General features: G+C 44.9%; 18 protein-coding genes. 9 read left to right on the top strand and 9 right to left on the bottom strand.

The window, feature by feature from the left end; all coding sequences use genetic code 11:
• Positions 1-885: 885 nt before the first annotated feature.
• Positions 886-1,935 (bottom strand): ketol-acid reductoisomerase, encoded by a 1,050-nt coding sequence (gene ilvC / locus QUB30_RS09360; protein WP_333332264.1) that lies wholly within the window; start codon positions 1,933-1,935, stop codon positions 886-888.
• Positions 1,936-2,244: 309 nt separating this feature from the next.
• Here ilvC and gloA2 point away from each other — a divergent pair, with 309 nt between their 5' ends.
• On the top strand, positions 2,245-2,631 hold the full coding sequence (gene gloA2 / locus QUB30_RS09355) for an SMU1112c/YaeR family gloxylase I-like metalloprotein (RefSeq protein ID WP_333332261.1): 387 nt from the start codon (positions 2,245-2,247) through the stop codon (positions 2,629-2,631).
• 118 nt (positions 2,632-2,749) lie between these two features.
• Positions 2,750-4,042: an endonuclease/exonuclease/phosphatase family protein gene (locus QUB30_RS09350; RefSeq protein WP_333332256.1), complete on the top strand. Its 1,293-nt coding sequence runs from the start codon at positions 2,750-2,752 to the stop codon at positions 4,040-4,042.
• Here the strand turns inward: QUB30_RS09350 and QUB30_RS09345 are convergent.
• From QUB30_RS09345 to QUB30_RS09330, 4 genes are all read right to left on the bottom strand, one after another.
• Positions 4,009-5,691, bottom strand: a complete 1,683-nt coding sequence (locus QUB30_RS09345; RefSeq protein ID WP_333332254.1) for a dynamin family protein — start codon at positions 5,689-5,691, stop codon at positions 4,009-4,011. The genes QUB30_RS09350 and QUB30_RS09345 overlap by 34 nt on opposite strands.
• A gap of 14 nt (positions 5,692-5,705) precedes the next feature.
• The gene (locus QUB30_RS09340) at positions 5,706-7,784 is read right to left on the bottom strand and encodes a dynamin family protein (RefSeq protein ID WP_333332251.1); all 2,079 of its coding nucleotides are present in this window, start codon (positions 7,782-7,784) and stop codon (positions 5,706-5,708) included.
• Between the two features lie 33 nt (positions 7,785-7,817).
• Positions 7,818-8,150: a hypothetical protein gene (locus QUB30_RS09335; protein ID WP_333332248.1), complete on the bottom strand. Its 333-nt coding sequence runs from the start codon at positions 8,148-8,150 to the stop codon at positions 7,818-7,820.
• A 198-nt stretch (positions 8,151-8,348) separates the two neighbouring features.
• Positions 8,349-8,870 (bottom strand): pentapeptide repeat-containing protein, encoded by a 522-nt coding sequence (locus tag QUB30_RS09330; RefSeq protein WP_333332245.1) that lies wholly within the window; start codon positions 8,868-8,870, stop codon positions 8,349-8,351.
• A gap of 228 nt (positions 8,871-9,098) precedes the next feature.
• Here QUB30_RS09330 and QUB30_RS09325 point away from each other — a divergent pair, with 228 nt between their 5' ends.
• From QUB30_RS09325 to QUB30_RS09315, 3 genes are all read left to right on the top strand, one after another.
• Positions 9,099-10,637 carry a SagB/ThcOx family dehydrogenase gene (locus QUB30_RS09325; protein ID WP_333332242.1) on the top strand — a complete coding sequence of 513 codons (1,539 nt, stop codon included), beginning with the start codon at positions 9,099-9,101 and terminating at the stop codon, positions 10,635-10,637.
• Between the two features lie 236 nt (positions 10,638-10,873).
• Entirely contained in the window at positions 10,874-11,311 is a 438-nt protein-coding gene (locus QUB30_RS09320; protein WP_333332239.1) for an ISAzo13-like element transposase-related protein, read from the top strand.
• Positions 11,233-11,946, top strand: coding sequence for an ISAzo13-like element transposase-related protein (locus QUB30_RS09315; RefSeq protein ID WP_333332570.1), 714 nt, complete (start codon positions 11,233-11,235; stop codon positions 11,944-11,946). The genes QUB30_RS09320 and QUB30_RS09315 overlap by 79 nt, the downstream gene beginning before the upstream one ends.
• Positions 11,947-12,217: 271 nt before the next feature.
• Here the strand turns inward: QUB30_RS09315 and mnmE are convergent, their stop codons facing one another.
• Both mnmE and QUB30_RS09305 read right to left on the bottom strand, forming a co-directional pair.
• Positions 12,218-13,603 carry a tRNA uridine-5-carboxymethylaminomethyl(34) synthesis GTPase MnmE gene (gene mnmE / locus QUB30_RS09310; protein ID WP_333332236.1) on the bottom strand — a complete coding sequence of 462 codons (1,386 nt, stop codon included), beginning with the start codon at positions 13,601-13,603 and terminating at the stop codon, positions 12,218-12,220.
• A gap of 50 nt (positions 13,604-13,653) precedes the next feature.
• Complete coding sequence (locus tag QUB30_RS09305; protein WP_333332233.1) at positions 13,654-13,896, bottom strand: hypothetical protein; 243 nt, start codon at positions 13,894-13,896, stop codon at positions 13,654-13,656.
• A 343-nt stretch (positions 13,897-14,239) separates the two neighbouring features.
• Here QUB30_RS09305 and QUB30_RS09300 point away from each other — a divergent pair, with 343 nt between their 5' ends.
• Together QUB30_RS09300 and QUB30_RS09295 are read left to right on the top strand one after the other, a co-directional pair.
• Complete coding sequence (locus QUB30_RS09300) at positions 14,240-16,438, top strand: tetratricopeptide repeat protein (RefSeq protein ID WP_333332230.1); 2,199 nt, start codon at positions 14,240-14,242, stop codon at positions 16,436-16,438.
• Complete coding sequence (locus QUB30_RS09295) at positions 16,395-18,809, top strand: tetratricopeptide repeat protein (RefSeq protein ID WP_333332228.1); 2,415 nt, start codon at positions 16,395-16,397, stop codon at positions 18,807-18,809. Before QUB30_RS09300 ends, QUB30_RS09295 begins: the two co-directional genes overlap by 44 nt.
• Before the next feature lie 115 nt (positions 18,810-18,924).
• Here the strand turns inward: QUB30_RS09295 and QUB30_RS09290 are convergent, their stop codons facing one another.
• Both QUB30_RS09290 and QUB30_RS09285 read right to left on the bottom strand, forming a co-directional pair.
• Positions 18,925-20,352, bottom strand: a complete 1,428-nt coding sequence (locus QUB30_RS09290; protein WP_333332225.1) for a protein adenylyltransferase SelO family protein — start codon at positions 20,350-20,352, stop codon at positions 18,925-18,927.
• Positions 20,353-20,476: 124 nt separating this feature from the next.
• Positions 20,477-22,093: a Ppx/GppA phosphatase family protein gene (locus QUB30_RS09285; protein ID WP_333332221.1), complete on the bottom strand. Its 1,617-nt coding sequence runs from the start codon at positions 22,091-22,093 to the stop codon at positions 20,477-20,479.
• A gap of 210 nt (positions 22,094-22,303) precedes the next feature.
• On the opposite strand from QUB30_RS09285, the gene QUB30_RS09280 reads away from it, so the two are divergent.
• Together QUB30_RS09280 and QUB30_RS09275 are read left to right on the top strand one after the other, a co-directional pair.
• Positions 22,304-23,188: a 4-hydroxybenzoate solanesyltransferase gene (locus QUB30_RS09280; protein WP_333332218.1), complete on the top strand. Its 885-nt coding sequence runs from the start codon at positions 22,304-22,306 to the stop codon at positions 23,186-23,188.
• Positions 23,189-23,904: 716 nt separating this feature from the next.
• Positions 23,905-25,096: PPC domain-containing protein (locus QUB30_RS09275; protein ID WP_333332214.1), on the top strand; the 1,192-nt coding region annotated here is incomplete at its 3' end.

The following is a 25,096-nucleotide window of genomic DNA, read 5'->3' as shown; positions in this document are numbered from 1 at the left end:
AGCCTTACCACTATTAGTTATTAGCTAATAATCTGATGTCCGCTCGAACACCTATAATAAAGGTGTTTGTAGTGGTAGTTCGAGGGGACATCAGATTGCGACTAGCAGGCTTTCCTATTGTAGGCGAGACCCCTTACCCCCCAGGGCTGTATTTTCTTCTTAAGCTGTCTCTGATATATTTTGTCCGTGCAAGGGCAAAATATAACAAAGCGCTTTCACAAACTCTACTCCCAAACTGCGATGCCTAAAAAAAATCTTATCCCGCTATTGCTGCTGTTTGCAGTCCTGTTTACCCTTTACGGTGACACTTTAACTTTTCTCCCCAAACCTGTAAGAGATAGTAGCGTGGCAAGTCGGAAGTTTTTCGTCGGGTTGTGGCCAGATTGGTTGAGGCCGAGAGATTTCAACGAGAAAAGGCAACAGGATATTGATAAATTGCAAAAAAGTCCTAGTCCCAGTCGATAGTTTTGAGCTACCCGCGAGAAACCCGGTTTCTCTAACAATACCTAGCCATTTTCTTGGAGGTTGGGTTAAGGGAAGCGAAACCAAACATGACGATTTGAGATTGTAGATTTTAGATTTTTCCTCCAATCTCAAATCGATTAAACTTGAGATTTTAGATTTTCTTCCTATACCAATTTAATCTGAACTTGCACATATCTCGATCCCCCTAAATCCCCCTTCTTAAGGGGGACGAAAGATCGGAATCTTGTCCCCCCCTTATTAAGGGGGGCGCCAGGGTGATCGGATTCTACGGGGCCTCATAAAAAATTGGTACTAGCGGTAAGGTGTGCAATGCACACCCTACAGATAGAGGTTCTGCCTCCAGAACTGTTTTAGATTGGTTCTCCCATCTAAAATCTAAAATCTAAAATCTAAAATTGATTAGGCGTGCTTTTTCAACCAGCTAAACATAGCTCGCAAATCTTTACCAACTTCTTCAATAGGATGTTCTGCTTCCTGACGGCGCATGGAGGTAAAGCCCGGTTTGCCAGCTTGGTTTTCCAGAACGAATTCGCGGGCAAATTGACCCGATTGAATTTCGCTGAGAATTTTACGCATTTCGGCGCGGGTTTGATCCGTGACGATGCGGGGGCCGCGAGTTAAATCGCCGTATTCTGCGGTATTGGAAATGCTGTCGCGCATTTTGGCGAGGCCTCCTTCTACTACTAAGTCAACGATAAGTTTAACTTCGTGCAAACATTCAAAATAAGCTAATTCCGGTTGGTATCCGGCGTCAACTAAAGTTTCAAATCCAGCTTTAATTAAGGCGCTCAAACCGCCGCACAAAACTACTTGTTCGCCAAAAAGATCCGTTTCTGTTTCTTCGCGGAAAGTGGTTTCCAGGATGCCGGCTCTGGTGCCGCCAATACCTTTAGCATAGGCCATTGCCCGATCGCGCGCTTGACCGGAAGCATCTTGATATACTGCAAACAAACTCGGAACGCCTTCCCCTTGTTCGTAAGTCCGCCGCACCAAGTGTCCGGGGCCTTTGGGGGCAACCATTACTACGTCTACATTGGCAGGGGGAACAACTTGGCCGAAGTGAATGTTAAAACCGTGAGCAAATGCTAAAACATTTCCTTCAGAAAGGTTCGGTTCGATTTGTTCTTTGTAAATAGTTTTTTGAACTTCATCGGGCAATAAAATCATGATGAAGTCAGCAGCGGCGGCTGCTTTGTCTACCGGGTGAACTGTTAAACCCGCGTCGGTTGCTTTGGCGGCAGATTTGCTACCGGGATACAAACCGACAACGACATTCAGGCCGCTGTCTTTGAGGTTGAGGGCGTGGGCGTGTCCTTGGGAACCGTAGCCGATGATAGCAATCGTTTTGTTGGCTAAGAGGTCTAGGTTCGCGTCGGTGTCGTAATACATACGGGCCATAGTGCTTGTTTCCTGAGATGCAAATTGGTTGATTGACTGCAAAACTCTCATTTTATCAAGGTAGGGTACTTTTTTTGCAGAAATTTTTAAGATTAAGATTTGGGCGGGGGAAAATAAAGGTCGATCGCGCTGAATTTAGCAGGGTTTGTCGCCGAGTCTGCGATCGTCAAATATAATTGTCAATAGCGTGCTGTGCATTTGAAAAAACCTCACATCTTGCACGATTCTCAAGAACAGGCAAGATGCCTGTTCCACAAAGAGTGAATTTTCTCGCTTCACAGGCCGGAAAGCCTGTTCCTAAAAAGCTTATTGAGAATTGTGCAACATCTCAGAAAAACGCAACTAACTAACTTTTTTCAGATGAAAATAAAAGCAATACATCATGTGGCGATTATTTGCTCGGATTACGAAGCCTCGAAAAATTTTTATGTAGAAGTATTGGGATGTTCAATTATCAAAGAAACTTTCCGAACCGAGAGGAATTCTTACAAACTAGATTTGCGAGTCGGCAACGGCGACACAATCGAGCTTTTCTCATTTTCTCATCCTCCAGAAAGAGTTAACAATCCTGAAGCTTGCGGCTTGAGACATTTAGCTTTTGCCGTAGAGGACATAGAAGCATCCGTTGCCTACTTAAAATCCCAACAAGTAGAAGTAGAAGAAATTCGCCTTGACGAGATTACAGAAAAACGGTTTACATTTTTCCGAGATCCCGATAACTTACCGTTAGAAATTTATGAAATTTAAGGACTATCCCGATTTTGTAAAATCGATCTTAAGTCAATAGGTGGGGTGTGCATTGACCTAAAAACTGCATGATTCATTCCCAATCTAAAATCTAAAATCTCAAATCTCAAATTGTATAATGGACTATATCATCAGAAACACAATCACGATCGGCTTCCCGGCTTTAATGCTATTTTTAGCCATAGGAGCTACAGGTAAAACAGGTGACGCAGCAGTTTGGTCGGGTTTGGTCAAAGTCGGCGGTTCCTTTGGTATGCTGATCGGTTTAGGTGTGTTGGTATTTCTAGGATTTGTTGCAAATTCTGTTAGTTATTTTTTGGTAGATAGCTTGTTGGTGAGATTTTATCAAAAACAGCGAGAGTTGCACCCGCCAGAACAACTGGTAAGAGAAATTGATAAATTGCTGATTACCAACGACCTTAAAATCAAGCTCAAATGGGCGGTGATGCACAGCATCCCCAACAAAAACCTTAGCTTAAAGCACGTAATTTTAAAATGGTTTATTATCGCAGCAACTGTAAATTCCCTATTTTCAATAGTCGGTTATTTAGGAGAACTCAACATTTTTTTTGAATTGAGTTCTCATTTTAAACTACAATATCTGCTGGTTGGTTTCTCTACTTTGATATTCTTCGCTCTGGTGCGATCAAAAAAAAGATGGTTGCTGGTGAGCGCATTTTGTATTATCATTAATTTGGCGGAAATAGTTCCTTGGTACTTTCCAGCGCCAGCAGTTGCCGCAGCAACTCCCGGACACAACTTGCGGATTTTGCATTCAAATGTTTTAAGGAGTAATCGGCGATATTCTGAGGTGATATCGCTGGTTAAAGCAGAACAACCTGATATCGCCGTTTTTGTAGAAGTCAACTCATCTTGGGCAAAAGAGTTATCGGTTTTAAGCGAAATTTTTCCTTACTCTTCTACCCAGCAAGAATCTGAGAGATTTGGCAGTGCAATATACAGCAGGCTGCCTTTAGAAAATTCTTCGGTTAAAGCCTTTTCAAATCAAAGAAAGAGCTTGTCGGCGGATGTTAAATTTCAAGGTAAAATCATTTCTCTGATTCTTGCTCATCCCACTGTGCCGATCAAACAGCACAGTTTTATCAATCGCAACGAACAGCTAGCAGCCATCGGCGAGTATGCAGCCCAAGTAAAAAATCCCGTGATTGTGGTTGGGGATTTAAATACCACAATGTGGTCGCCATTTTACAAAAATATGGTAAAAACGGGAAATTTGCGAAATGCGCGATCGGGCTTTGGCATTTTACCGACTTGGCCGACTTTTATGCCGCTGGCTTATATTCCCATCGATCACTTTCTAGTCAGCAAAGAAATTGGTGTTTTGAAGATTCGTACTGGCCGCAATGTCGGTTCGGATCATTTGCCGTTAATTACAGATTTGGTCATTTGAAGACAGGATTCGATATTTTCTAACAAATTATTGATTAACTGTATCTGGTATTGCTGGATATTTGTCTGTAGCGGCTCTTTGCTGTCTTGAAAACAGATAACTTTTCCGGCGATTTCCTTGTAGTGTTGCAGCATGGAAAAAGTATCGGTGCTGAAGCGAGCGAGATAGTTTTTAGCAGCCTCGTTGCAAATTTCCGTTACTTGATTTAGATAAGCTTCTGACGATTCAGGCGGCTTTTCATTCCCAGTTCTTTTATTCAAAATATAGCTAGCGCCGCCGACTACTGCGGCTCCCACAGGCCCGCCCAACAGCCAACCTAAGCCGGTGGCGATCGCCACTGGAGCCACTTCGCTGTCGATCGACTTTTGAGGTGGAGGTGGTGGCGGTTCCGGTAAGCTGACTTGTGGGGATGGAGGAAAGGAAATCAAAAGTGCGATCGGCTGTTCTTTCTCAAAGAATTCGCAAGCTTTATTTACCCATTCTGCGATGGTTTGCTGTTGATTTAAGACCTCTCGCTGAAATTTTAGCTTCCACGCATCAAAACTCCCTTCCTGAAGCGACAGCGCCATTTCCGATTGATACCGCTGCAAAAGTGTGGGCTGGTAAAGCCAACTCTCGAAGTCAGAAACGCTGGCAAAAAACCCTTTTGATATCAGTTTTTCAGCTTTTTGTTTGATTTCAATTTTGTCTTTGTGCTTTTTTTGAGCTGCAGCTATTTCTGCGGTGACAGTTTCTGCTTTGGCTCGAAGAGATTGGCAAATTTTAGTAGCTATAGCTTCAATTCTGGGCAACTTAACTGCTAGTTGTTCCTGTTGAGCTGCCACAATACTTTGCAAAGCCGATTCAAACATAGCAATTCCTGTAGTTTGGGCGGCCGCCACATCTCCTTTCAGCCTCGCCCTCAAAGCCGGCAAAGCATCGACGCGGTAGATATTGCTGATATTGTTCGGCAAATTGGAGCGAAAACTTTCGGCAACAAACAACAACCGATTGTAAACTTGTTTTTGTTCGTCTGGTTCGAGTAGATTGATAAAATTTGCAACAAAGACTACAGTGTTGATTTGGCGATCGCTCAACCAATCTCTCAAGTTCTCTCGTTCCCCTAAAGTCATCAATTTGCGAGCATCTAAAACCTGCACAACCAAATCAGCCGTTAGCAATTTATCCCGAACCAAATTATCCTGTTCTTCCCGGTCATTGGTTCCCGGCAAATCCAGCAATTCCACACCCGTTTTCAGGAATGGATGGGGACAGTAAACATTCACGGCTGCCACATCATCCCGCATTTGTCTGGCGTCGTCAAGGATGGCGTAGCGTTTCAAAACATCAGTCCCCGGTTCGCTAATTTCCGTGCCGTCTTTCAGGGTAATTTTTGCGTGCAATTCCTCGCCGTAGTTGACATAAATGGCAGCACCTGTAGTGGGCACGAGGTCGATCGGCAAAGCACGATTTCCCAGCAAAGCATTGAGCAAAGTTGACTTGCCGTAATTAAACGGGCCAAAGACAGCAATTTGAAAAGTTGGTTTGGCGAGATAATCGCAGATTGAGGTGGTATCTCGATACAGTTGGGAGTTTTTGTCAAGTTCGAGAATACCGAGTGCTGATTTGAGATAGTCAGTCAGGTTTTGATAAATTTCGGGTTGTTGCATATTGCTGTTTTATTTCATTTAGCGGATGCTAGGAAAGCTTGATATAGCGATTCAATACTCTGCGACTCGGCAGAAACATCAGCCTCCAATTTGTTCAAACGCTCAGACTCAGCCTGACAATTAATCTCGCGAGATTCCTTTTGTTCGAGCAAATTATCTAACTCAGATTTCCGAGAATTAATATCCGCATTCATGCGATCGCCCACTTCCCGCCCGTAAACATCAAAACACTCTTTCACAGCATCGTGAATCGGCTGCCACTGCTCTTGAGCCACCTGCGGCAGATATTTCACCAGCTCTTTTTTCGCGGCTTTCACCAACTCTTTGCGAGCTCCGTCTGCTTGCAAAAACCCAACACCCATCCCCAATAAAGCCAAGTACAGCGGTCCCAAAACAATCCCCGTCAAACTAGCAAGAATCGTACTAACGCTTAACACAGTGATTAAATTAAGCAGGATATTTTTCCAATCAAAACCCGCTCCTGCCATTGCTACGCCCGCCAGATTTCCGGTCGTTAACGAGAACAATCCCATCGCCCATTTTGCCCAAGCTGGCGAGTTATCTTCGTTCGAGTTGCTGACTGCTGCTGGTATTTTTTGCCCGGTCAGTTTTTCTGTGATTTTTTCAGTCACTTTCGTGTAAGATGCTCCGTAATTAGCCGCGCTTTTCGATAGCTGTGAAAATGCGGAATTCATCTCTTGTTCTGCTGTGAGAGTCCAAGCTGCTAATTTGTCGTTGATGTACTGCTCTAATGCTCGTTTTAGCGATGCTTCAAAGGCTTCTCGCTTGCCTTGGCTGAAGAAATCCAGAAATTTCAGCTCCGGTTGATACCGCAAAAAATCTGTTTCAAAGGTATTTTCTAAGTTGAGAACGTAGGTGCGGAAAGAATCTGCGATCGCCCGCGATTTACTATCTCTAACGCCGAGAATTTCTTGTTGAAATTCATCGCGAATGTGAGTCAGCTTCTTAAACTCTGGCTCAACTGAATTAATTTTTCCCTTCAACTCATTGACATCGCGATCGAGTAATGGTAAACGGCGTCCAACAGCTTCGCGGACGCGAGCAGAAATTTGACGCGCCAAAGTCCTCGCCGGACGCAATTCTGAAATCGCCCTTTCCTGGGTTAAAAACGTATTAAGTGCCGCCATAAACTCGGGAAAACCAGTTCCGGCCAAATCCGCATCCGGGTTTTTTATCCGCAACCTGAGTGCCTTAATTGAGGTAATTGCAAACACTCGCTCGTCGTAAATATCGTGTCCTTCTGTTAAACAATATTCAGCCAAATTAGCTTGAAAAACCCGCCGCAGTTTCCCTTCGGCTTCTGCCAATTCTTCGGGATCGTCCGGGTCAATCAAACTTTCCCGCACCTGATCCCAAGCATTAATCAGAAAGAAAACGCTCAATCCGCGATTTTTGATGTAATTTTCTAAATAACGTCTTTCACCCATTGTGCAAGGCTGAGTTGCCCTGAGTACAAACAAAATAGCGTGGCAGTTGTTGATATAACCGAGAGATAATTCGTTGCGGGCTTCTGTATCGTTCAGTCCGGGACTGTCTACTATTTCTATGCCTTTTTCTAGCAAAGGTAAGGGATATTCTACTACGGCACAGTCGATATCTGGAAATGCTGGTTTCTTTTCTTCTTCTAAGCGTTTTGCTTCAGCGGGGTCAATTGTGTAGTTTTGTTTAAAACTTTTAAAATCTAGCTGTTTTGGGCTTTTGCCGTCATTGAAATAAACGGTGACTTTTTTTTCTGACCCATAGCGCAAAATCGTCAGCAAAGCTGTACAGGGATTTACATCGCTGGGCAGTAAGTTTTCGCCGATTAAGGCATTGAGAAAAGTGCTTTTGCCGCGTTTCATGTCGCCTAGCACTAGCAGGCGAAAGACTCCTTGGCGCAAGTTTTTACTGGCGACCTCAATGTCGGCATTGTCTGTTTCTAAACCGAGTTTTCCCGATGCTTCTCCTCCTGCTAATTCTGATTGGTTGATAGCTGTGGCGATGTTGCTGAGGCGATCGGCAATTTCTCGGCGGACTGCGGCTACTCGCTCTAAATCGTTGAGAAAGTTGCTAGTTTCGACTTTAAGGTTCATGAGTGTTTCCTGATAGTTTGCTGGTGAGGTTTTTTAACTTCTGTCTTCTGGGAAAAATATTTTGTAAGCGATCAAAGCAATGCCTCCTACTATCAGCGCGGCTGCCAGCCAAGATGCTATGCGAACGGCAACGACAACAGCAATGACAATGCCTGTAAATTGAGCGACGGCTAGGATTTTTCTGCGCCACTGTTTGAGTTGGCCGTTAACTTGGCTGTCTGGTTCTTCGTACTTGCTCGTTAGATATTCGGGCACTGAGCGGTCGATTTCGGATTCTAGTTCCCGGAGCCGAATTTCTTGTTCGCGCTTCCGCAGCTCTTGTTCTTTGTGCCGGAGTTCTCTTGCTTTTTTATCGGGAGAGTTCATAACTTTTACCTGGTTTCCCGCAGAAAATTTTGTTATTTATTGTCAATGTTGCAGAGCGATAAGTTTTTTACAACTGTAACTCATATTTTCTGCCGTGTCGAGAGATGTTCAGAAATTTCAAAAAGGGCGATTCCCTACGGGATAGCTACGCTTCACGACTAATTAAGCCGATCGCCCTAGACTAGGCGCTGGGAATCATCAATATCCTTCTGGCCCGATAGTAGTGCGATCGCACTCAGCTTCCGACAGATCGACCAAGCGGCAGCGAAATAAGTTGCAGCCCGCTAATTTAGCTTTAGTTAACTTTGCTTTTTCCAAATTAGCTCGGCTCAAATCCGCATATCTCAAATCGGCATTCGTCAAATCTGCATTGTACAAATCCGCACCTTGCAAATTGGCTTTCTGCAAATTTGCACCTTGCAAATTGGCGTGGCGCAAATTGGCTCTCGATAAATTAGCTCTTGATAAATTAGCTTGCGACAAATTGGCTTGATAAAGTTTAATGTCGCCCAATTCAGCATCTTGCAACTCAGTTTTATAAAGATTGGCTTGAGTCAGATTTCCGTAGGGCAAATAAGCTCGCCTCAGAACACTATCAGAAAGATTTATTTCTGGCAAATCTGCTTGAAACAAGTTATCTTCACTTAAGTCAACGGCGTTAAAGTTTCGCTTGCCCTCAGCATACTGAGCGAGCAATTCCTCAGCGCTTAGCTTTTGCATTTTCACCCCTTCATGACGACAGCTAGTGCAGCCAATCCATAACAGTAACTAATGGCTATTAGTCTGCGTATTTATACTTAGGCTTTTTCTTATGTTAAGCTTATGTAACAATGAGCGCATTTTTTCTAAGATTTTTTTTATATTTGTAAATTTCTGCCTTGCTCCACCAGTAAGCGGTCAGCAATGTCAAGATCGATAAACACACCAAAGCCACTCCTCTATTGAAATATGCCAGAACTTCCTCTCTCCTTTGCTCAGCACTACCACGAACGGACCAAATACGACCCTGAAACCATTGCTGCCAAAAGCAAACGGCTAGATTGGACAGAGCAACCTGTGCCTTTCAAAGAATATAAAATTGGAGCGTGTTTTGACCTCAAGCCTTATCTAAAAGACCTCTCGGAGGAGTCCGAGACCACTGCGGATGAACGTTGGTGGCACCGATTGTCCAGCTTGTTGCTGTGCAGCTACGGGTTGACGGCGAAAGTGCAGACGCTTGACGACAGCTACCTGTATTTGCGATCGGCACCGTCGGCGGGCGGGCTCTACCCAGCAGAGGTTTATTTAATATCCCGCGGCACTGGGCAGTTGCCGGCGGGACTTTACAACTATCAGTGCAGAACTCATTCGCTGGTTCATTTCTGGGACAGTCAAGTCTGGCCGGCCTTGCAAGCAGCTTGTTTCCAGTCGCCAGCGCTAGAAAATACCCAATTGGCGATCGCCGTTACCACTGTTTTTTTTCGTTCTTCTTGGCGTTACGAAGACCGAGCTTATCGGCGAATTTTCTTAGACACCGGCCATTTATTGAGCAATATCGAGTTAGCTTGTGCCGTCAACGATTACCGACCTCACCTGATTGGAGGATTCGCCGACGAAGCTGTCAATCAATTGCTATACATCGACTCGGAGCAAGAAGGAGCGATCTGTTTAGTGGCTTTAGCCGACTTGCTAGATATTGAGCAAAACTTGCCTAAATTTAAAACAGCTTTGCCCGGAAACACCACGACAGATTACCCGCAACTTTCCGAAGGTCAACTGTTGGCATACCTCCACAAAGCAACGCAGTTAGAATCAGATACCACCGGAGCGGATGGCTGGAAATTTAATGAAAGTGAAGGGGAATTAGACGATAAATACAACTTTCCCTTTTGTACTAAAGTTTCGACTGTCACTCCTTCGATTCCTTGGGGAGTGAACCTGGAAAATTTAGGAAGCACGATGCTCAAAAGGCGTTCTACCCGTGCTTATACAGGTGCTTCTTTGAGTTTGGGCGAACTGCTAGCCTTGCTCGATTTTACTTACCAGCCACAGCACTACATCGATCAAGGATTAGACGCTTCTCCCGACTATTTCGATCTGAGTTCGATCGAAACTTTTATTGCTGTTTCGGGAGTGAATGGGTTAGAAGAAGGCTGTTATTATTACGCTCCGAAAGCTCAAGAATTGCGGCAAATTCGGTTTAAAAATTTCCGCCGGGAGTTGCATTATTTGTGTTTGGGGCAAGACTTGGGCAGAGATGCGGCGGCGCTGTTGTTTCACACGGCGGATTTAAACAGGGCGGTAGCAAAATATGGCGATCGAGTTTACCGTTATTTGCACATGGACGCGGGTCATTTAGGCCAGCGGTTGAATTTAGCAGCTATTCAACTGCGTTTGGGTGTCAGCGGTATCGCGGGCTTTTTTGACGATCGCGTCAATGAGGTTCTCGGTATTCCTGCGAGTGAAGCTGTGCTTTATATTACAACTCTGGGAAGACCTCGATCGTGACAATAAGTTAGGTGATTTCTGAGAAAGAATTTACCAAGGAAGGTAAAATATGTTTATTGATGAGTAAGGAGATAGGAGCAAGCATTTGGATACGTTAGCCTCAAGAACCTCAACTAAATTGTTAAGAACATCGCAAATCGAAGACCTACGACTGGCAGCATCGAAAATGGATGGAGTAGAACGTCGAGGTTTTCAGGCTGCGATGGCATTGAAATATTGCCTGCAGTAGCGCAAGGTTGGCAGAAACAGTGTTCGGTTGGGGGAGACAAAATATAGAGGTAGGATTGGCGGAAAAAAGAACAGGGCTCATCTGTATGGGGTTACAACCAGCCTTTAGCGGAGCAAAGCGTTGGGAGGAGAAACAGCCGGAAGCGGCATTATCACTGCAACAGATTGCAGAATCTCATTGTCAACTTGATCCAACATTTAAAACATCAATAGCCTATACCCGGTTGACAGCAGCATCCGCACTCTCACAACTCAAAGAACAGGGATTTAGTCAGGAGCAATTACCATCTGCCAGTACAATGGCACAAGTATTGAACCGAATGGGTTATCGTCTTCGGAAAGTAGTAAAAGCCAAGCCTCAAAAAAAATTCCACAAACAGACGACATTTTCAACAACATCAAAGATTTACACAAGCAAGCAACAAGCGAATCAGTCAAGCGACTAAGCATAGACTGTAAAGCCACCGTTAATATTGGGGATTATTCACGTGGAGGAAAAACTAGAGGGGACAATCAAGCTAGCGATCACGATATGGGATGCAAGGAAAAATATATTCCTTGTGGAATCGTAGACGAAGACAGTGGGCAACTACACATTATCTTTGGCAGTTCTTATAAAACCAGCGATTTCATTGTTGACAACCTAATTAATTGGTGGCAAACAATTCCCCCAGAACAAAGACGGGATACCGAACTCATACAAATAAAAATTGATAACGGTCCCGAAAGTAGCGGAGTACGAACTCAATTCTTAAAAAGGATGGTGGAATTTGTTGACCAGATTAACAGACCGATTCAACTACTTTACTATCCTCCTTACCATAGTAAATATAATCCCATAGAGCGCTGTTGGGGCATTCTTGAACAGCATTGGAATGGAAGTAAGCTTGTTGATGTTGAAGCTATGCTTTCATGGGCTTCTAGCATGACTTGGAAAGGGCTGCATCCCATTTTGACTTTAAGCAACATTGTTTACCAAAAAGGGATTTCTCTGACTAAGAAAGCCATGAAGCAACTCGAGTCCCGATTGCAGCGAAATCCGCTTTTGCCCAAATGGGATATCTTGATTCGACCACTTTAGCTGGTAAATTATTTCTCAGAAATCACCTTAGTTGTTATTTGTCAGTAGTATTGCTTCACTAAGCCCAGGCGCATCTAAGTTTTACAGTCAAGTTTGATGAAATTAACATCTTACACCATTCTCAAGAACAGGCAAGATGCCTGTTCCACAAAGAGTGAAATTCGGTGTTTCACAAAGAGTGGAATTATTGTGGGGTGGGCGGGACGCCCGCCCTAAAAATACAATTTAAATGCGAGACAGCTTACCTCTTTAATTTAATTTTTTTCTAGGACTATTTGCCAATGCAAAATCTACTAAATATTCTGTCAAGCACTGATTCTGTCACTTCTTCGCCCGTAACTTCCCCCAATGCTTGAATTGCCCCGCGCAGATCTATTGTCCAGAAATCTAAAGGCAATTTGTTGCTAATAGTATCCGTGCATTGTTCCAGAGACATTTTAGCTTTGGTTAACGCCGCTGCTTGCCGTTGGTTGATTGCTAAATCTGAGTTTGCTGCTTGCAAATCTCCCCCGCTGACGGCATCTAAGATTGCTGTTTCTAAGTCTTCTATGCCTCGTTCTAGGGCGGCGGCTGCGGTAACTATGCGGTGAATTTCTGGGGTAAAAGGTAAATCTGGAATTGTTGTTACTAGGTCAATTTTGTTGATAATTATAATTAGCTGGCGGTGCTTGACTTGTTCGTAAATTTCCGAATCGCCCTCCGTCCAACCAGATGCCGCGTCAATTGTCAACAGCACTAAATCGGCTTGTTTTGCTGCGGCGCGCGATCGCTCAACGCCAATCTTTTCTACCTTGTCTTCGGTTTCTCGAATGCCCGCAGTATCGAGCACCTGCACCGGAATTCCCCCGACAACTAGCTGCGATTCTACCACATCCCGCGTCGTACCGGGCAAATCGGTGACGATCGCCCGATCGCTCTTACTCCACGCATTCAACAAACTCGATTTTCCCACATTCGGTCGCCCGACAATCGCTACTTTCAAACCAGTTCTCAACAATTCTCCGCGATCTGCGGTTGCCAAAATTGTTGACAATTCCTCCAAAACATGATTTATTTCCAAAGAAGTTTTAGCTTCATCTAAAGGCGGCAAATCTTCCTCAAAATCAATTCTTGCCTCAATTTCTGCCAGCACGTCCAAACAAGTTGCTCTCAATTTGCGGATCGGTGAGGCTAATTTTCCCTGCAAAAGGGCCAAAGCACTTTGTGCAGCAGCAGGCGATTTTGCTCCCACCAAATCTGCAATACTTTCAGCTTGAGTTAAATCGAGCCTCCCGTTCAAAAAAGCCCGCAGCGAAAACTCTCCTGGCCCGGCCAATCTCGCCCCATGTTCCAAACACAATTGCAAGACTTGCTGCACGGCCATAATGCCGCCGTGACAGTGAAATTCTACCACATCTTCGCGAGTAAAAGAACGCGGTGCTTTCATAATTAGCAGCAAAGCTTCATCGACTAATTCTTGAGTTTTGGGGCGGCGGATGTGGCCGTAAAGAATGCGGTGAGACTCCCACATTTGCCGTCCTGGGGCGCAAAACAGAGTTTCGGCAATTTTTAAGGCTGCGGAACCGGAAACTCGCACAATGCCGACGCTGCCTTGTTGGGGAACTATGGCGGTGGCGATCGCTGCGATCGTTCCTCCTTTTGTTAGTGATTCAGACATTTTTATTATTCACACATTCAAAATTTCTCTCAATCTCCTGTTTTTGAGTATCAGGCAATTGCTGCTCTGTCTTCGAGGATATAAATCTCTGATTGGTTCTTCAAAAAATTAAAATAGCCGCCTTTTTGGGCAAGCTGCACGAGTTCCTGACTCAAAGGGTAGGGGAGAGTTGGTAATATTTTTCCCAGGCTCGCTAATTGCTCGTCGGCGAGAGGTAAGATAACTTTAATTAGGGATTTAACCAGTTGTACGTTCATTTGACTGACCTCCGGCGTGGTTGTTAAATTATACATATCTCATTGACAGAATAAACAATTTCAGCGAATTTTTTGTAAGATATTAGAAGAGCGCAGCCGCGCTTGACTTACATAGGCAATCCGATCGCCCGTTTGGCCAGTCGATTTTAGATTTTAGATTTTAGATTTTAGATTTTAGATTTTAGATTGACTCCACAGATGAATCGGGGATCTTCAACTCGGGTGTAAAATTTTGGGCGTCTCACGACTCCTGTCGGAAAGCAAGTATCCGTTTTTGGGCGGTAGTCACGGCTCTATCGAACTTAAATTACTCAGCCAAATGTTTTGGCTATCCTAATTTCATGCGATAATGGAACATTAACAGGGTAGAGGGCAGAGCATGATTGGTCAACTTCTAGACAGACGTTACCGCATCATTAAAGTCACAGACTCAAGTGAGGTGGGAAAAACTTATTTAGCAGCAGATACTCACCGTCCCGGGTATCCGCAATGCACGGTTAGAGAAATGCGGCTACCCGGCACAAGTTCGCAAACTCCAGAATTAGTAAAAATTATATTTCAAAGAAACGCAGAAATAATTGAAAAATTGGGAAAACACGACAAAATTCCCGAATTATTGGCGTATTTTGAGGAAAATCAAAGTTTATACTTAATAGAAGAATTTATTGCAGGCTCACCTTTAAGTCAAGAACTAATACCCGGTAAACCTTGGGATGAAGACAAAGTAATTGGTCTGCTATCAGAAATATTAGAAATTTTGGTGTTCATACACGAGAAGGGTTTCATTCACCGCAGAATTCAACCAGACAAAGCGATCCGGCGCGAGTCAGACGGCAAATTCGTGTTGGTAGACTTTAGCTTAGACAAAGAAATTAACCTGGAACTCGCTAATTGTCATTTGTTGGCGCAAACCTCCCCCAATTCTTTTAAAGGGCCTTTAGCAAAAAAACAGGATTGGGCGTCCCAGGAGTTATACGTGCCGATCGAGCAATCGCTCGGCAACCCCCGTTACAATAGCGACATTTACGCTCTAGGTACGATCGCCCAGCTTGCCGTGACGGGACTCTCACCCAACCAACTGAGTGCCTTAAAAAACCACAACAACGAAATTCCCTGGCGAAATCGGGCAACTTGTTCGCCTGCCCTAGCAGATATTATCGATCGAATGGTGCGCCCTGACTGCGAAGAACGCTATCAGGAGGCAGCCGAAGTTTTAGCAGACCTCAAACAAATCGCCGTAAAATGGGAGGTTGAGCCGCCGCCAGCCACAATCATCACGGACGCTATGAGTAAACCGCGAAGACAAAGCCAAACCAAACTGCTGCTGTTGGCTGCAACAGCGGCAGCTTTAATCTTGACTGGTATCATACTTTCCTTTTGGCAGAGTCAAAGTCCGGCGAGGGCAAAAGAATTGTTAGCCCGCGGCATGGCCAAGGCGCAGCAAGGCGACAAAACAGGCGCGATCGCCGATTATACTCAAGCCATCGCCCTGAATGCCAGCGATGCGGAAACTTACTACACGCTGGCAAACGCTCGCTACGACATGGGCGCAACCGAGCAAGCAATACAGGATTACACGCAAGCAATTAAAGTCAATCCTAACCACACCAAAGCTCTCTACAATCGAGGTATGGCCCGCCTCGACATCGGGGACAAGCGGGGGGCCGTGGAAGATTTCACCCAAGTAGTGCGACTCAATCCCAGCGACGGTGAGGCATACTCTCAGCGGGGTTTAGCTTACTACGATTTGGGCGACTACCCCCAGGCAATAGAAGACTACACTCAAGCAATTCGCCTCAGTCCCAACGATGCTACAGCTTACAGCAATCGCGGTTTAGCTCGATCGGCCGCAGGCGACAAAACAGGAGCAATGGCAGATTTTACTCAAGCGATTCAAATTAGCCCCAAACAAGCTGGCGTTTACTACAGTCGCGGTCGATCGAGATTTAATCTGGCAGATTATCAAGGAGCGATGGAAGATTACAGTAAGGCGATCGAATTGCAACCAGAGCTCGCTGATGCTTATACCAATCGGTGCAGCGCTTACTTAAATTTGGCAACCTACGACAAAGCGATTGCAGATTGCACCCGAGCAATTAGCCTCGCTCCCAAAGATGAAGCAGCTTACAACAACCGCTGCATTGCTTATCTGAATTTAAAACAATTTCAAAAGGCCAGCGAAGATTGCAGTTTGACGATCGGACTCAACGGCAACAATCCCAAAGCATACAGCAATCGAGGATTAGCTCGATTGGCTTCGGGAGACAAGCAGGGCGCTGTGGAAGATTTTACTCAAGCAATTCGACTCAATCCCAGCGATGCCGTAGCTTACAGCAATCGCGGTACTATTTACTCAGAACTAAAAAATTACCCTTTAGCGGTTGAGGATTTCGCTCACTCGCTGCGGCTCAACCCCAACAATGCTACCGCTTTTTACAGCCGAGGCCTCGTCCGCCGCCAACTCAAAGACCGTACCGGGGCGATGCAGGATTTTCAGAAAGCTGCAACGCTGTTTCTAGAACAAGGAAGAGCGGATGGTTTCCAAAAGGCACAAGCACAAATCAACGATCCTAAATAAGCTATTAGTCGTCAGTCAAATGTTAAAAAAAGAAGGAAGAAGGAAGAAGGAAGGAGGAAGGAGGAAGGAGGAAGAATGCCAAATTACCAATTCCCAATTACCAACTCCCAATTACCAATTCCCCGTTACCAATTCCCAATTACCAACTCCCCGTTACCAATTCCCAATTCCCGATATGAACATGGTTGGTCAACTTTTAGACAGGCGTTATCGTGTAGTACAAATTCTCAGTTCAGGAGCTTTTGGACAAACTTATTTAGCTGTCGATACTCGCCGGCCGGGCCACCCTCAATGTGTAGTCAAACAACTGCGTCCTCCCAGCAACACTTCCACAGTTCTCAAAACAGCTTACCGCTTATTTAAACAAGAAGCAGAAATATTAGAAAAGCTGGGAAAACACGATCAAGTTCCATTTTTACTCGCTTATTTTGAAGAAGGAAATCAATTCTACCTCGTCGAAGAGTTTGTGCCCGGACACGCCCTAAATAGGGAAATTGTGGCCGGTCAACCTTGGCGGGAAGAAAAAGTGCTGGATCTGTTGGAAGAAGTGTTACAACTTCTCGCCTTCGTACACTCTCAGGGAGTGATTCACCGCGATGTTAATCCCTCCAACTTAATCCGGCGCAAACCAGACGGCAAATTAGTTTTAATTGACTTCGGCTCGGTTAAAGAAGTTGCAAATCACGTCAGTGACTACGATACAGAATTTCCGCGTACCATTGCTACTGGAACTCCGGCTTATATGCCGATCGAACAATTTCAAGGCAACCCGCAATTTAGCAGCGACCTCTATGCAGTCGGGATGATGGCAGTCCAAGCTATCACGGGTTTACCCGGTACGGATTTGCCAAAATTGCAAGATCCGAGTCCTTCTCACACGGGGGAAATTGTTTGGCGAAACCGATCGCAATGTTCTGTGGGACTAGCAAATATAATTGACAAAATGGTCTGTCACCAATTTGGCAAACGCTATCAATCGGCTGAGGAAGTTTTGGCAGATCTCAGCAAGTTGAGGCACCGCCAAGAGCCGGGGAATAAGGCTCAAAAGAAAAGTATTTCTCCGAGCTTACTGTCTTCTGAGAGTTTTTCGTCACGTTTGAAAACTCGGTTTTGGTGGCTGATTTTGGCTGGTGTCGGGGCAGCAATAATTCTGGTATTTCTGTTTAGTTATTTGAGCCGACCGAATCCGATTAAAGCTAAGGAATATCACGAACAGGGAGTGGAAAAGTCTCGCAATCAAGATGCCGCAGGAGCTTTGCAAGCTTTTAATAAGTCAATTCAATTAAATCCTAACAATCCCGAGAGTTTTTATCGCCGGGGTAATGCTAATTATGATTTAAAACAGTATCAAGAAGCAATTGCCGATTATTCTCAGGCGATCGCTCTCAATCCTAAATATGTTCACGCTTATTTTAACCGGGGGCTAGCCCGTCACGATTTTAACGACAAGCGCGGGGCTATTGAGGATTACACTCAGGTTTTGAATCTCCAGCCCAATGATGCTGATACATATTATGAAAGAGGAGTTACTTATTTAGAACTGCAAGATTACAAGACGGCTATTCAGGATTTTAACGCAGTAATTCGGTTGCAGCCGAACCTTGTTAAAGCTTATCATTCGCGAGGGTTGGCTCGTGCTGGAAGCGCAGATTTGCAAGGAGCGATTGGAGATTATACTGAAGCAATTAAACTCGATGCTCAGAATGTTGATGCTTTCTACAGTCGGGGGAGAGCTCGCTTTCACCTAGGAGATTATCAGGGAGCTTTGGCGGATTATTCTCAGGTAATCGCGATCGATCCCAAGAGTGGAGATGCTTACGCTAATCGTTGCAGCACGCAGTTGAATTTGGGAGCGCATCAAGCGGCAATTGACGATTGCACTCAGGCAATTTCGCTGAGCGATGAGGATGGGGTTCCTTACAACAATCGCTGCATTGCTTATTTAAATTTGAAGGATTATCCGAAAGCAATTGCCGATTGCACTCAAGCGCTGAAAGTGAATCCCAATGATTATAATGCTTTTAACAATCGTGCTTTAGCTCGCAGCGCCGGGGGTGACGCGCAGGGGGCGATCGCAGATTTTACAGCAGCAATTGGGTTCAATCCTAACAATGCTGAAGCTTACGCCAATCGGGCTAAGATTTACCAGCAGTTAAATAATTACAACAGTGCGATCGCCGATTACGTGCAAGCTATTCGGATCAGTCCGAATTATGCTGCTGCTTACTACGGTAGAGGCATGGTTCGCCGCTCCTTGGGAGACAAAGCAGGAGCGATTAGCGATTTAGAAAAAGCCGGCAAAATGTATCTAGATCAAGGACTTACCGGCGGTTACAAAGATGCACAATTTGAGATTGAAAAGCTCAAGTAGTCAGTTGTCAGTTGTTAGTTGTTAGTTGTTAGTTGTTAGTTGTTAGTTGTTAGTGAACAGTTAACAGTCAACAGTCAACAGTCAACAGTCAACAATGCCCCATGCCCAATTCCCTTTAAGAATTTTGAAGTCTCTTCACCAATTCATAAAACGGTTCCCAATTATCCTCAATAGCTATGGCTTCCCAAACAGCCTCAATCGTCGGTCTCAACAGCGATTGTTCGGGATTGTGCCTGCGCAACCTGTCCGCCATTTTGTCCATATCATCCGCCGACAAACTTTGCAAAACGTGACAATAAAATTGCCGCCAAGGTGCTATCAAGTCCGCCGGTTCCGCCTCAGCAAAAATTTGACTAGCATCATCTCGCCAAGTGCGAGCGAACTGTCTTCGCAGTTCAAGAAAGAAATCGTGATAGCCTACTTGAGACTCCGCCAGCATTTTAATTGTCACCTTCAACAACTCATCTCCCTCTGCCTCTGGCAAATCCTCAAATCCCAATCTATTGAGCATCAACTGCCGATAAGCTGCATTATAATAACCGCCAAACTTTGCCAAAGCAGCATCCATATCAGCTTGAGGAATCGCCGCTGCTAGCGGTTGCTGGAGCTTCTCTAAATTCCCCTTGCAAATAAACGGTTGATTCCCGTAACAATAAAGACCGTAATGGTCGAAATAAGCTGCTGTAAATTCCGGCTTGTAAGTTGGGATAAAAGCGAAAGGCCCGTAATCGAAACTTTCTCCAGTAATCGACATATTATCAGTATTCAGCACGGCGTGGCAAAATCCTGCTGCCATCCACTGAGCGACTAATTCGGCTACTCGCTTGACTAAATCTGCATAAAATAGCGCATATTTTTCAGCAGGCGAAACACCAGCATTACTTGCTTCTAAATGCAGTTCTGGATAGTAATATTCAATAACAAAATCTAGAAGTTTTTTAGTTAAATCCGGGCGGCGGATATAGTACAATCTTTCAAAAGTTCCAAACCGGATGTGAGAATGACTGAAACGCACCATTACGGACGATCGCGTCGGAGATGGTTCGTCCCCCCGCCACAAAGACTCACCCGTTTCAACTAAACTAAAACAGCGAGACGTACGCACTCCCAGTCGGTGCAAAGCTTCTGCGGCTAAAACTTCGCGAATTCCCCCTTTGAGAGTTAGCCTACCATCAGCGCTTCGCGAGTAGGGAGTGCGGCCGGAACCTTTAGTGCCGAAGTCGTAAAGTCTGCCGTCAGTGCCGCGAACTTGGCCGTACAAAAAGCCTCTACCGTCGCCTAAATTCGGGTTGTATTCGTTGAATTGATAGCCGTGGTAGCGGAGTGCGAGAAAGGGACGGACACAGTGAAATTCGCCGAATGCTTCGATGAAATGTTGGTCGGTTACTTCTGCGGGGTCTAAACCCAATGTCGGCAATAATTGGTCGTTGCGGAAGCGGAGAATGCGCTGCGGAAAATCGGCCGCAGGAACTTCATCAAAATAGTCGCCACCGAGGGATTCGATCGCGGGTTCGTAGTTTAGGGAAAGCAAGGGATTTGACATTTTTCTATTTTATCTTGAAATTGGCGATCGCTCCTCATATTTTAGATGATTTTCGTTCCGGGGTTACGGGTAAGGTGCGCAGTGCGCACCCTACAGTTTCTCGTTTCCAGGCTCTGCTTCCTATTTAAACTGGAACAAAAGTAGGCTCCAAAGTTGCCACTAATTTGAGATTGTACTCATCTTCAAAACACGGCTTTTTATAATCCAAACTCCACAGTTCCAAAGCGCAATCATCTCCGGGATTGAGCGGTTGCAGGCGCAAATGAAACTCTCGGACTTCCGGGCGGTGTTCGCATTTAAAATCAGCAATAGCCCCAACTTGCCGCCTATCTAAAGCCACAGATAACCGCAGAAAAGGATGCAGTTTACTAACTAATTCCCGGTATTTTTTGGGAAGTATTAAAAAGTTTTCATGCTTTTTTTTCGGAGGATTTTTTCGGTGATAGCGAGCTAAATTGGCAATTACTTCAATTTCTGTTTCCGTGTATCCTAATAACTCACCATTGCGAATTAAATAGTAAGAATGCTTGTGGTGGGCCGAATGACTGACGTACAAACCGCAATTGTGCAGAATCGCAGCCGCCCACAGCAACTCCCGTTCTTCGCTGCCCCAATTGTGCAGAATTCCTTGAGTTTGGTCGAACAAATTGAGGGCAAATGCTGCGGTTCTTTCGCTTTGTTCTAAATTGACTTGATATTTGTCAGCCATGTGGAGAATGCTGCGCTGGCGGATTGAACCTTGATAGCGCAAGCGGTTTTCAATTAAACCGTGGGCCAGCATCCAGTCAACAATGACGCCTTCTCGTAAAGAGCGATCGCAAACAGTCAGCGATTCAATTCCTAATAGTGTCATAGCTTCCTGCAAAATCAAAGCGCCTGCCAGAATAATTTCCGCCCGCTTGTCCGACATTCCAGGAATTGCCAATCTTTCGGCATAAGAAAGTTTGCGAAAGCGATTGACTAAATCGCGTAAATCTTTTAAACTTAACTGATATCCGGCTAGGGGACTCGGCACTGTTCCCAACTTTTCGCGAGCGTTAATTGCAGCAAGAGTTTCGATGGTTCCAGCAGTGCCAATCAAGCGCAAAGGTTCGCCATCATGGAATTGAGATCGCAATTCGTCGATCGGTCTTTCCAGAGAAATCCGAATATAAGCTTGCAAATAAGCAAACTCCTCCCTGCTAATCGGGTCAGTTTTGACAAATTGTCCTGTTAAGCGAACAGCACCAATTTTTGTACTGGTGAGACAGCGAGGTTCTGAACTGTCTCCTAAAATCAACTCCGTAGAACCGCCACCAATATCAATAATCACCTGGGACTGATTGTTAAACTCCATACCCGAAAGAACGCCGAGATAAATTCTCCGCGCTTCTTCCTGACCGGAAATTAAACTCACATTCAGGTCTAATTCTTCAGCAACTTGTTTCAGAAAATCCCGCCCGTTAGGGGCTTCCCGAACCGCACTCGTAGCAACAGCGATAATTTGTTCAGCATTAAAAGTTTTAGCAATATCTTGAAAGCGTCGCAGAGTGGCGATCGCCCTTTGCATAACCTCTGACTTCAAGCACCCTGTCTTAACCTCACAATCGCCCAACCGAACCGTATCTTTTTCTCTAGCAATAATCGTAAACGCGGGCAATTTCGGATCGATGCGCGCCACCACCATGTGAAACGAGTTAGTACCCATATCAATAGCAGCAATAATGCGATTTGACTCCGCAGAAGCAAGTGAATTAACCATTGGAGTATCGGGGTTGACAGATATTTATGATTATTTCACGAATCCAGTTAGGCATTCTATTAAATTAGCAAAAATTTGGAACTGCTGATTGGTCAAGAGTTTCACCTGTTTTAAATTTCGGCAGAAGTGCGCTCGGCAGCAGAGATAGTAAGTGATTGTGCCTAAAATTTGATAAAATCTAGAGTTAAAAATCTCAAATCTAGAATTGAAATGCTTAAAGAGCCCGATCGCCAACCCGAATCCACATTGCTAACCGTCGTGAGGCTTTTGAGATGGGACAAACCAGCAGGAAGGCTGATTTTAATGATTCCAGCCCTCTGGGCCGTTTTTTTAGCAGCCCACGGGAGGCCGCCCGCAGCATTGGTGGGCGTGATTGTGTTGGGTACCTTAGCCACGAGTGCGGCGGGATGCGTCATCAACGACTTGTGGGATCGCGATATCGATCCCGAAGTAGAAAGAACGCGATCGCGCCCCCTAGCATCCCGCGCCCTCACCGTGCAAACTGGAATCGGAGTTGCATTAATTTCTTTTGCTTGTGCGGCAATTCTTGCTTTTTATCTCAATCCTTTAAGCTTCTGGCTGTGTGTAGCCGCCGTACCAGTAATTATCTGCTATCCGCTAGCAAAAAGATTCTTTCCAGTGCCGCAATTAGTGTTATCAATTGCCTGGGGATTTGCAGTTTTAATTAGTTGGAGCGCCGCCGTTGACGAATTAGAATTAGCGGCTTGGCTGCTGTGGGGTGCAGTCGTGCTGTGGACATTAGGATTTGATACAGTTTATGCAATGAGCGATCGGGAAGACGATTTGCGTTTGGGGGTGAATTCCAGCGCGATATTTTTCGGGGATAATGCCGCTAATGCTGTGGGTTTTTTCTTTGTTGGTACTGTCGGTTTGTTAGCGGCAATAGGAGTTAATCTGCACTTGCACATTGGTTTTTGGATGGCAATTAGTGCGGCGGCGATTTTGTGGTTTTTGCAATATAGTCAACTGCGGAATGCGGATATTCCCAAGCCGGTTTACGGTCAAATTTTTCGCCAAAATGTTTGGGTGGGGTTTGTGATATTGGCGGGGATGATTGTTGGGGAGATATTTTAGTTTTTTGTAGGGTTTTTCCCGCAGGAAACGCGTGTGAAACTCGAATGATTTAAGTTTGACAGAAGAGGTTCAAATCGATTTAAGCCTGAAAGCCTGTGTCTCTCTGCTTTGTATCCAAGTCTCCAACGGCTGCACGATCCTGAAAAAGGGGGATGTGCGATCGCTCCTTCTCCCTTTTTCAGGATTATTATACGTAAATATACTTAGTTATTAATCCAATAGACTTTTCGGAGATATTACTGATGCGCTGGCTTATAAAAACTGATATTATTTTTGTGTATTATACGCAATTATACTGAATTATAAAAGTATAAAAAACTACGTTTTATTGTCACCAGCTAGGGAAATTGCTTACAGGAAACACTTTCACCGCAAGAAAATAAATGTCTAACGGTGCCATTTCCTACTCGTTATTAAACACTCGGTGTAAATTTTCATTACAAAACGCAAAAAACTGCGGCGCACTGCTGATAAATACATACATAGCGGCGGAAAGTTAAGGGAGTTTAACGATTTTCTCAACTTTTGCTCATTGTATAAAGTTTCATTACAAAACGCAAAAAACTCCGGCGCACTTCTGATAGATACATACATAGCGGCGGAAAGTTAAGGAAGTTTAACGATTTTCTCAACTTTTGCTCATTAAGTTGAATTCGCTGCCATTTGTACAGGCGCACCACAAGTAAAAACCACCCATAAAAAAAGGCAAAAATACGATGTCTGAGACACTACCGACCTATGGCAAGAATTCATTAACCTCTGCCAATATACCCTTCACGGTTTGCAATCAAAGTTTGGAAATCACTCAAGGGATTTTCCCACAGAGAGAAGCCAATAGTCTCTTACTAGGTGGTATGCAAGAACCCGCCCCACCAACTAACTTTCCTTTCCACAGTTCAGGCCTGCTTGCCGCGAATTTTCCCGCCAGCGTAACCGATTCTAGCCTAGACCCCCTCACGGGTGAGGCAATGTCAGGAGTTTATAAAGCTCTGACGGCTTTTGCAACAGCTCCGAATTTCACGGATCAGATGAATGTCCCCTTCGGCGAGAATTGGGACAAGGAGAAGGCGAAAGCTTTAAAGGAAGAATGGTTAAGGGGAAATTTTAGCAACATTCCCTTAATAAAAGTAGTTTCATCAGGAGATATTGGAGGGGCAAATGGCGCTTTTGGAACTGCGACAAATACAATTTATTTATCCAAAGAGTTTTTGGCACAAAATGCCAGGAGACTAGACGCGCTTACGGGTGTTTTATTGGAAGAAGTAGGGCATTTTATTGATGCACAGGTGAATCAGTTGGATGCACCCGGAGACGAGGGTGAGATTTTTGCCGCACTTGTGCAAGGAAAGGACTTGAATCCGGAAAAACTTCAAGTATTGAAGGCTGAGGACGATCGAGCTATTGCACTGATTGAAGGCCAAGAAATCAGCATTGAACAACAATCTGTCAGTCCGATCGATCTGGCGCCTAATACTCCGCCTACAGCACGTGCAGTTACGGTGGGTTCTACTTCCACTACCTGGAGTGATTGGGTAGGACCACAAGACACTAACGACTACTATAGGTTCACCCTTGCTAATAGCAGTAACTTTAGCCTCACTCTCAATGGCTTAAGTGCGGATGCGGATGTCCACTTACTCGACAGCACAGGTACTACCGTTCTTCAAAGTTCTACTAACGGTAGCACTACTGCCGAGTCAATTAGTAGAACGTTGAATCCAGGTGCTTATTATGTGCGGGTGTATCCCTACAGTGGCTCGACTAATTACAATCTCTCGATGTCGGCTGTTCCTAACCGGCCTGCGGTGACCGTCAGCGCCCAAGATGCCAATGCAGCAGAAGTGATTAGCGGTCAACCTGCCAATCCCGGGATATACAGAATTAGTCGTACTGGCATTACCACTGCAC

Origin of the sequence: Microcoleus sp. BROC3, assembly GCF_036702515.1 — a bacterium.
GTDB lineage: Bacteria > Cyanobacteriota > Cyanobacteriia > Cyanobacteriales > Microcoleaceae > Microcoleus.
The sequence above is the reverse complement of the archived record's forward strand: the minus strand, read 5'-3'. Positions and strand labels throughout refer to the sequence as shown.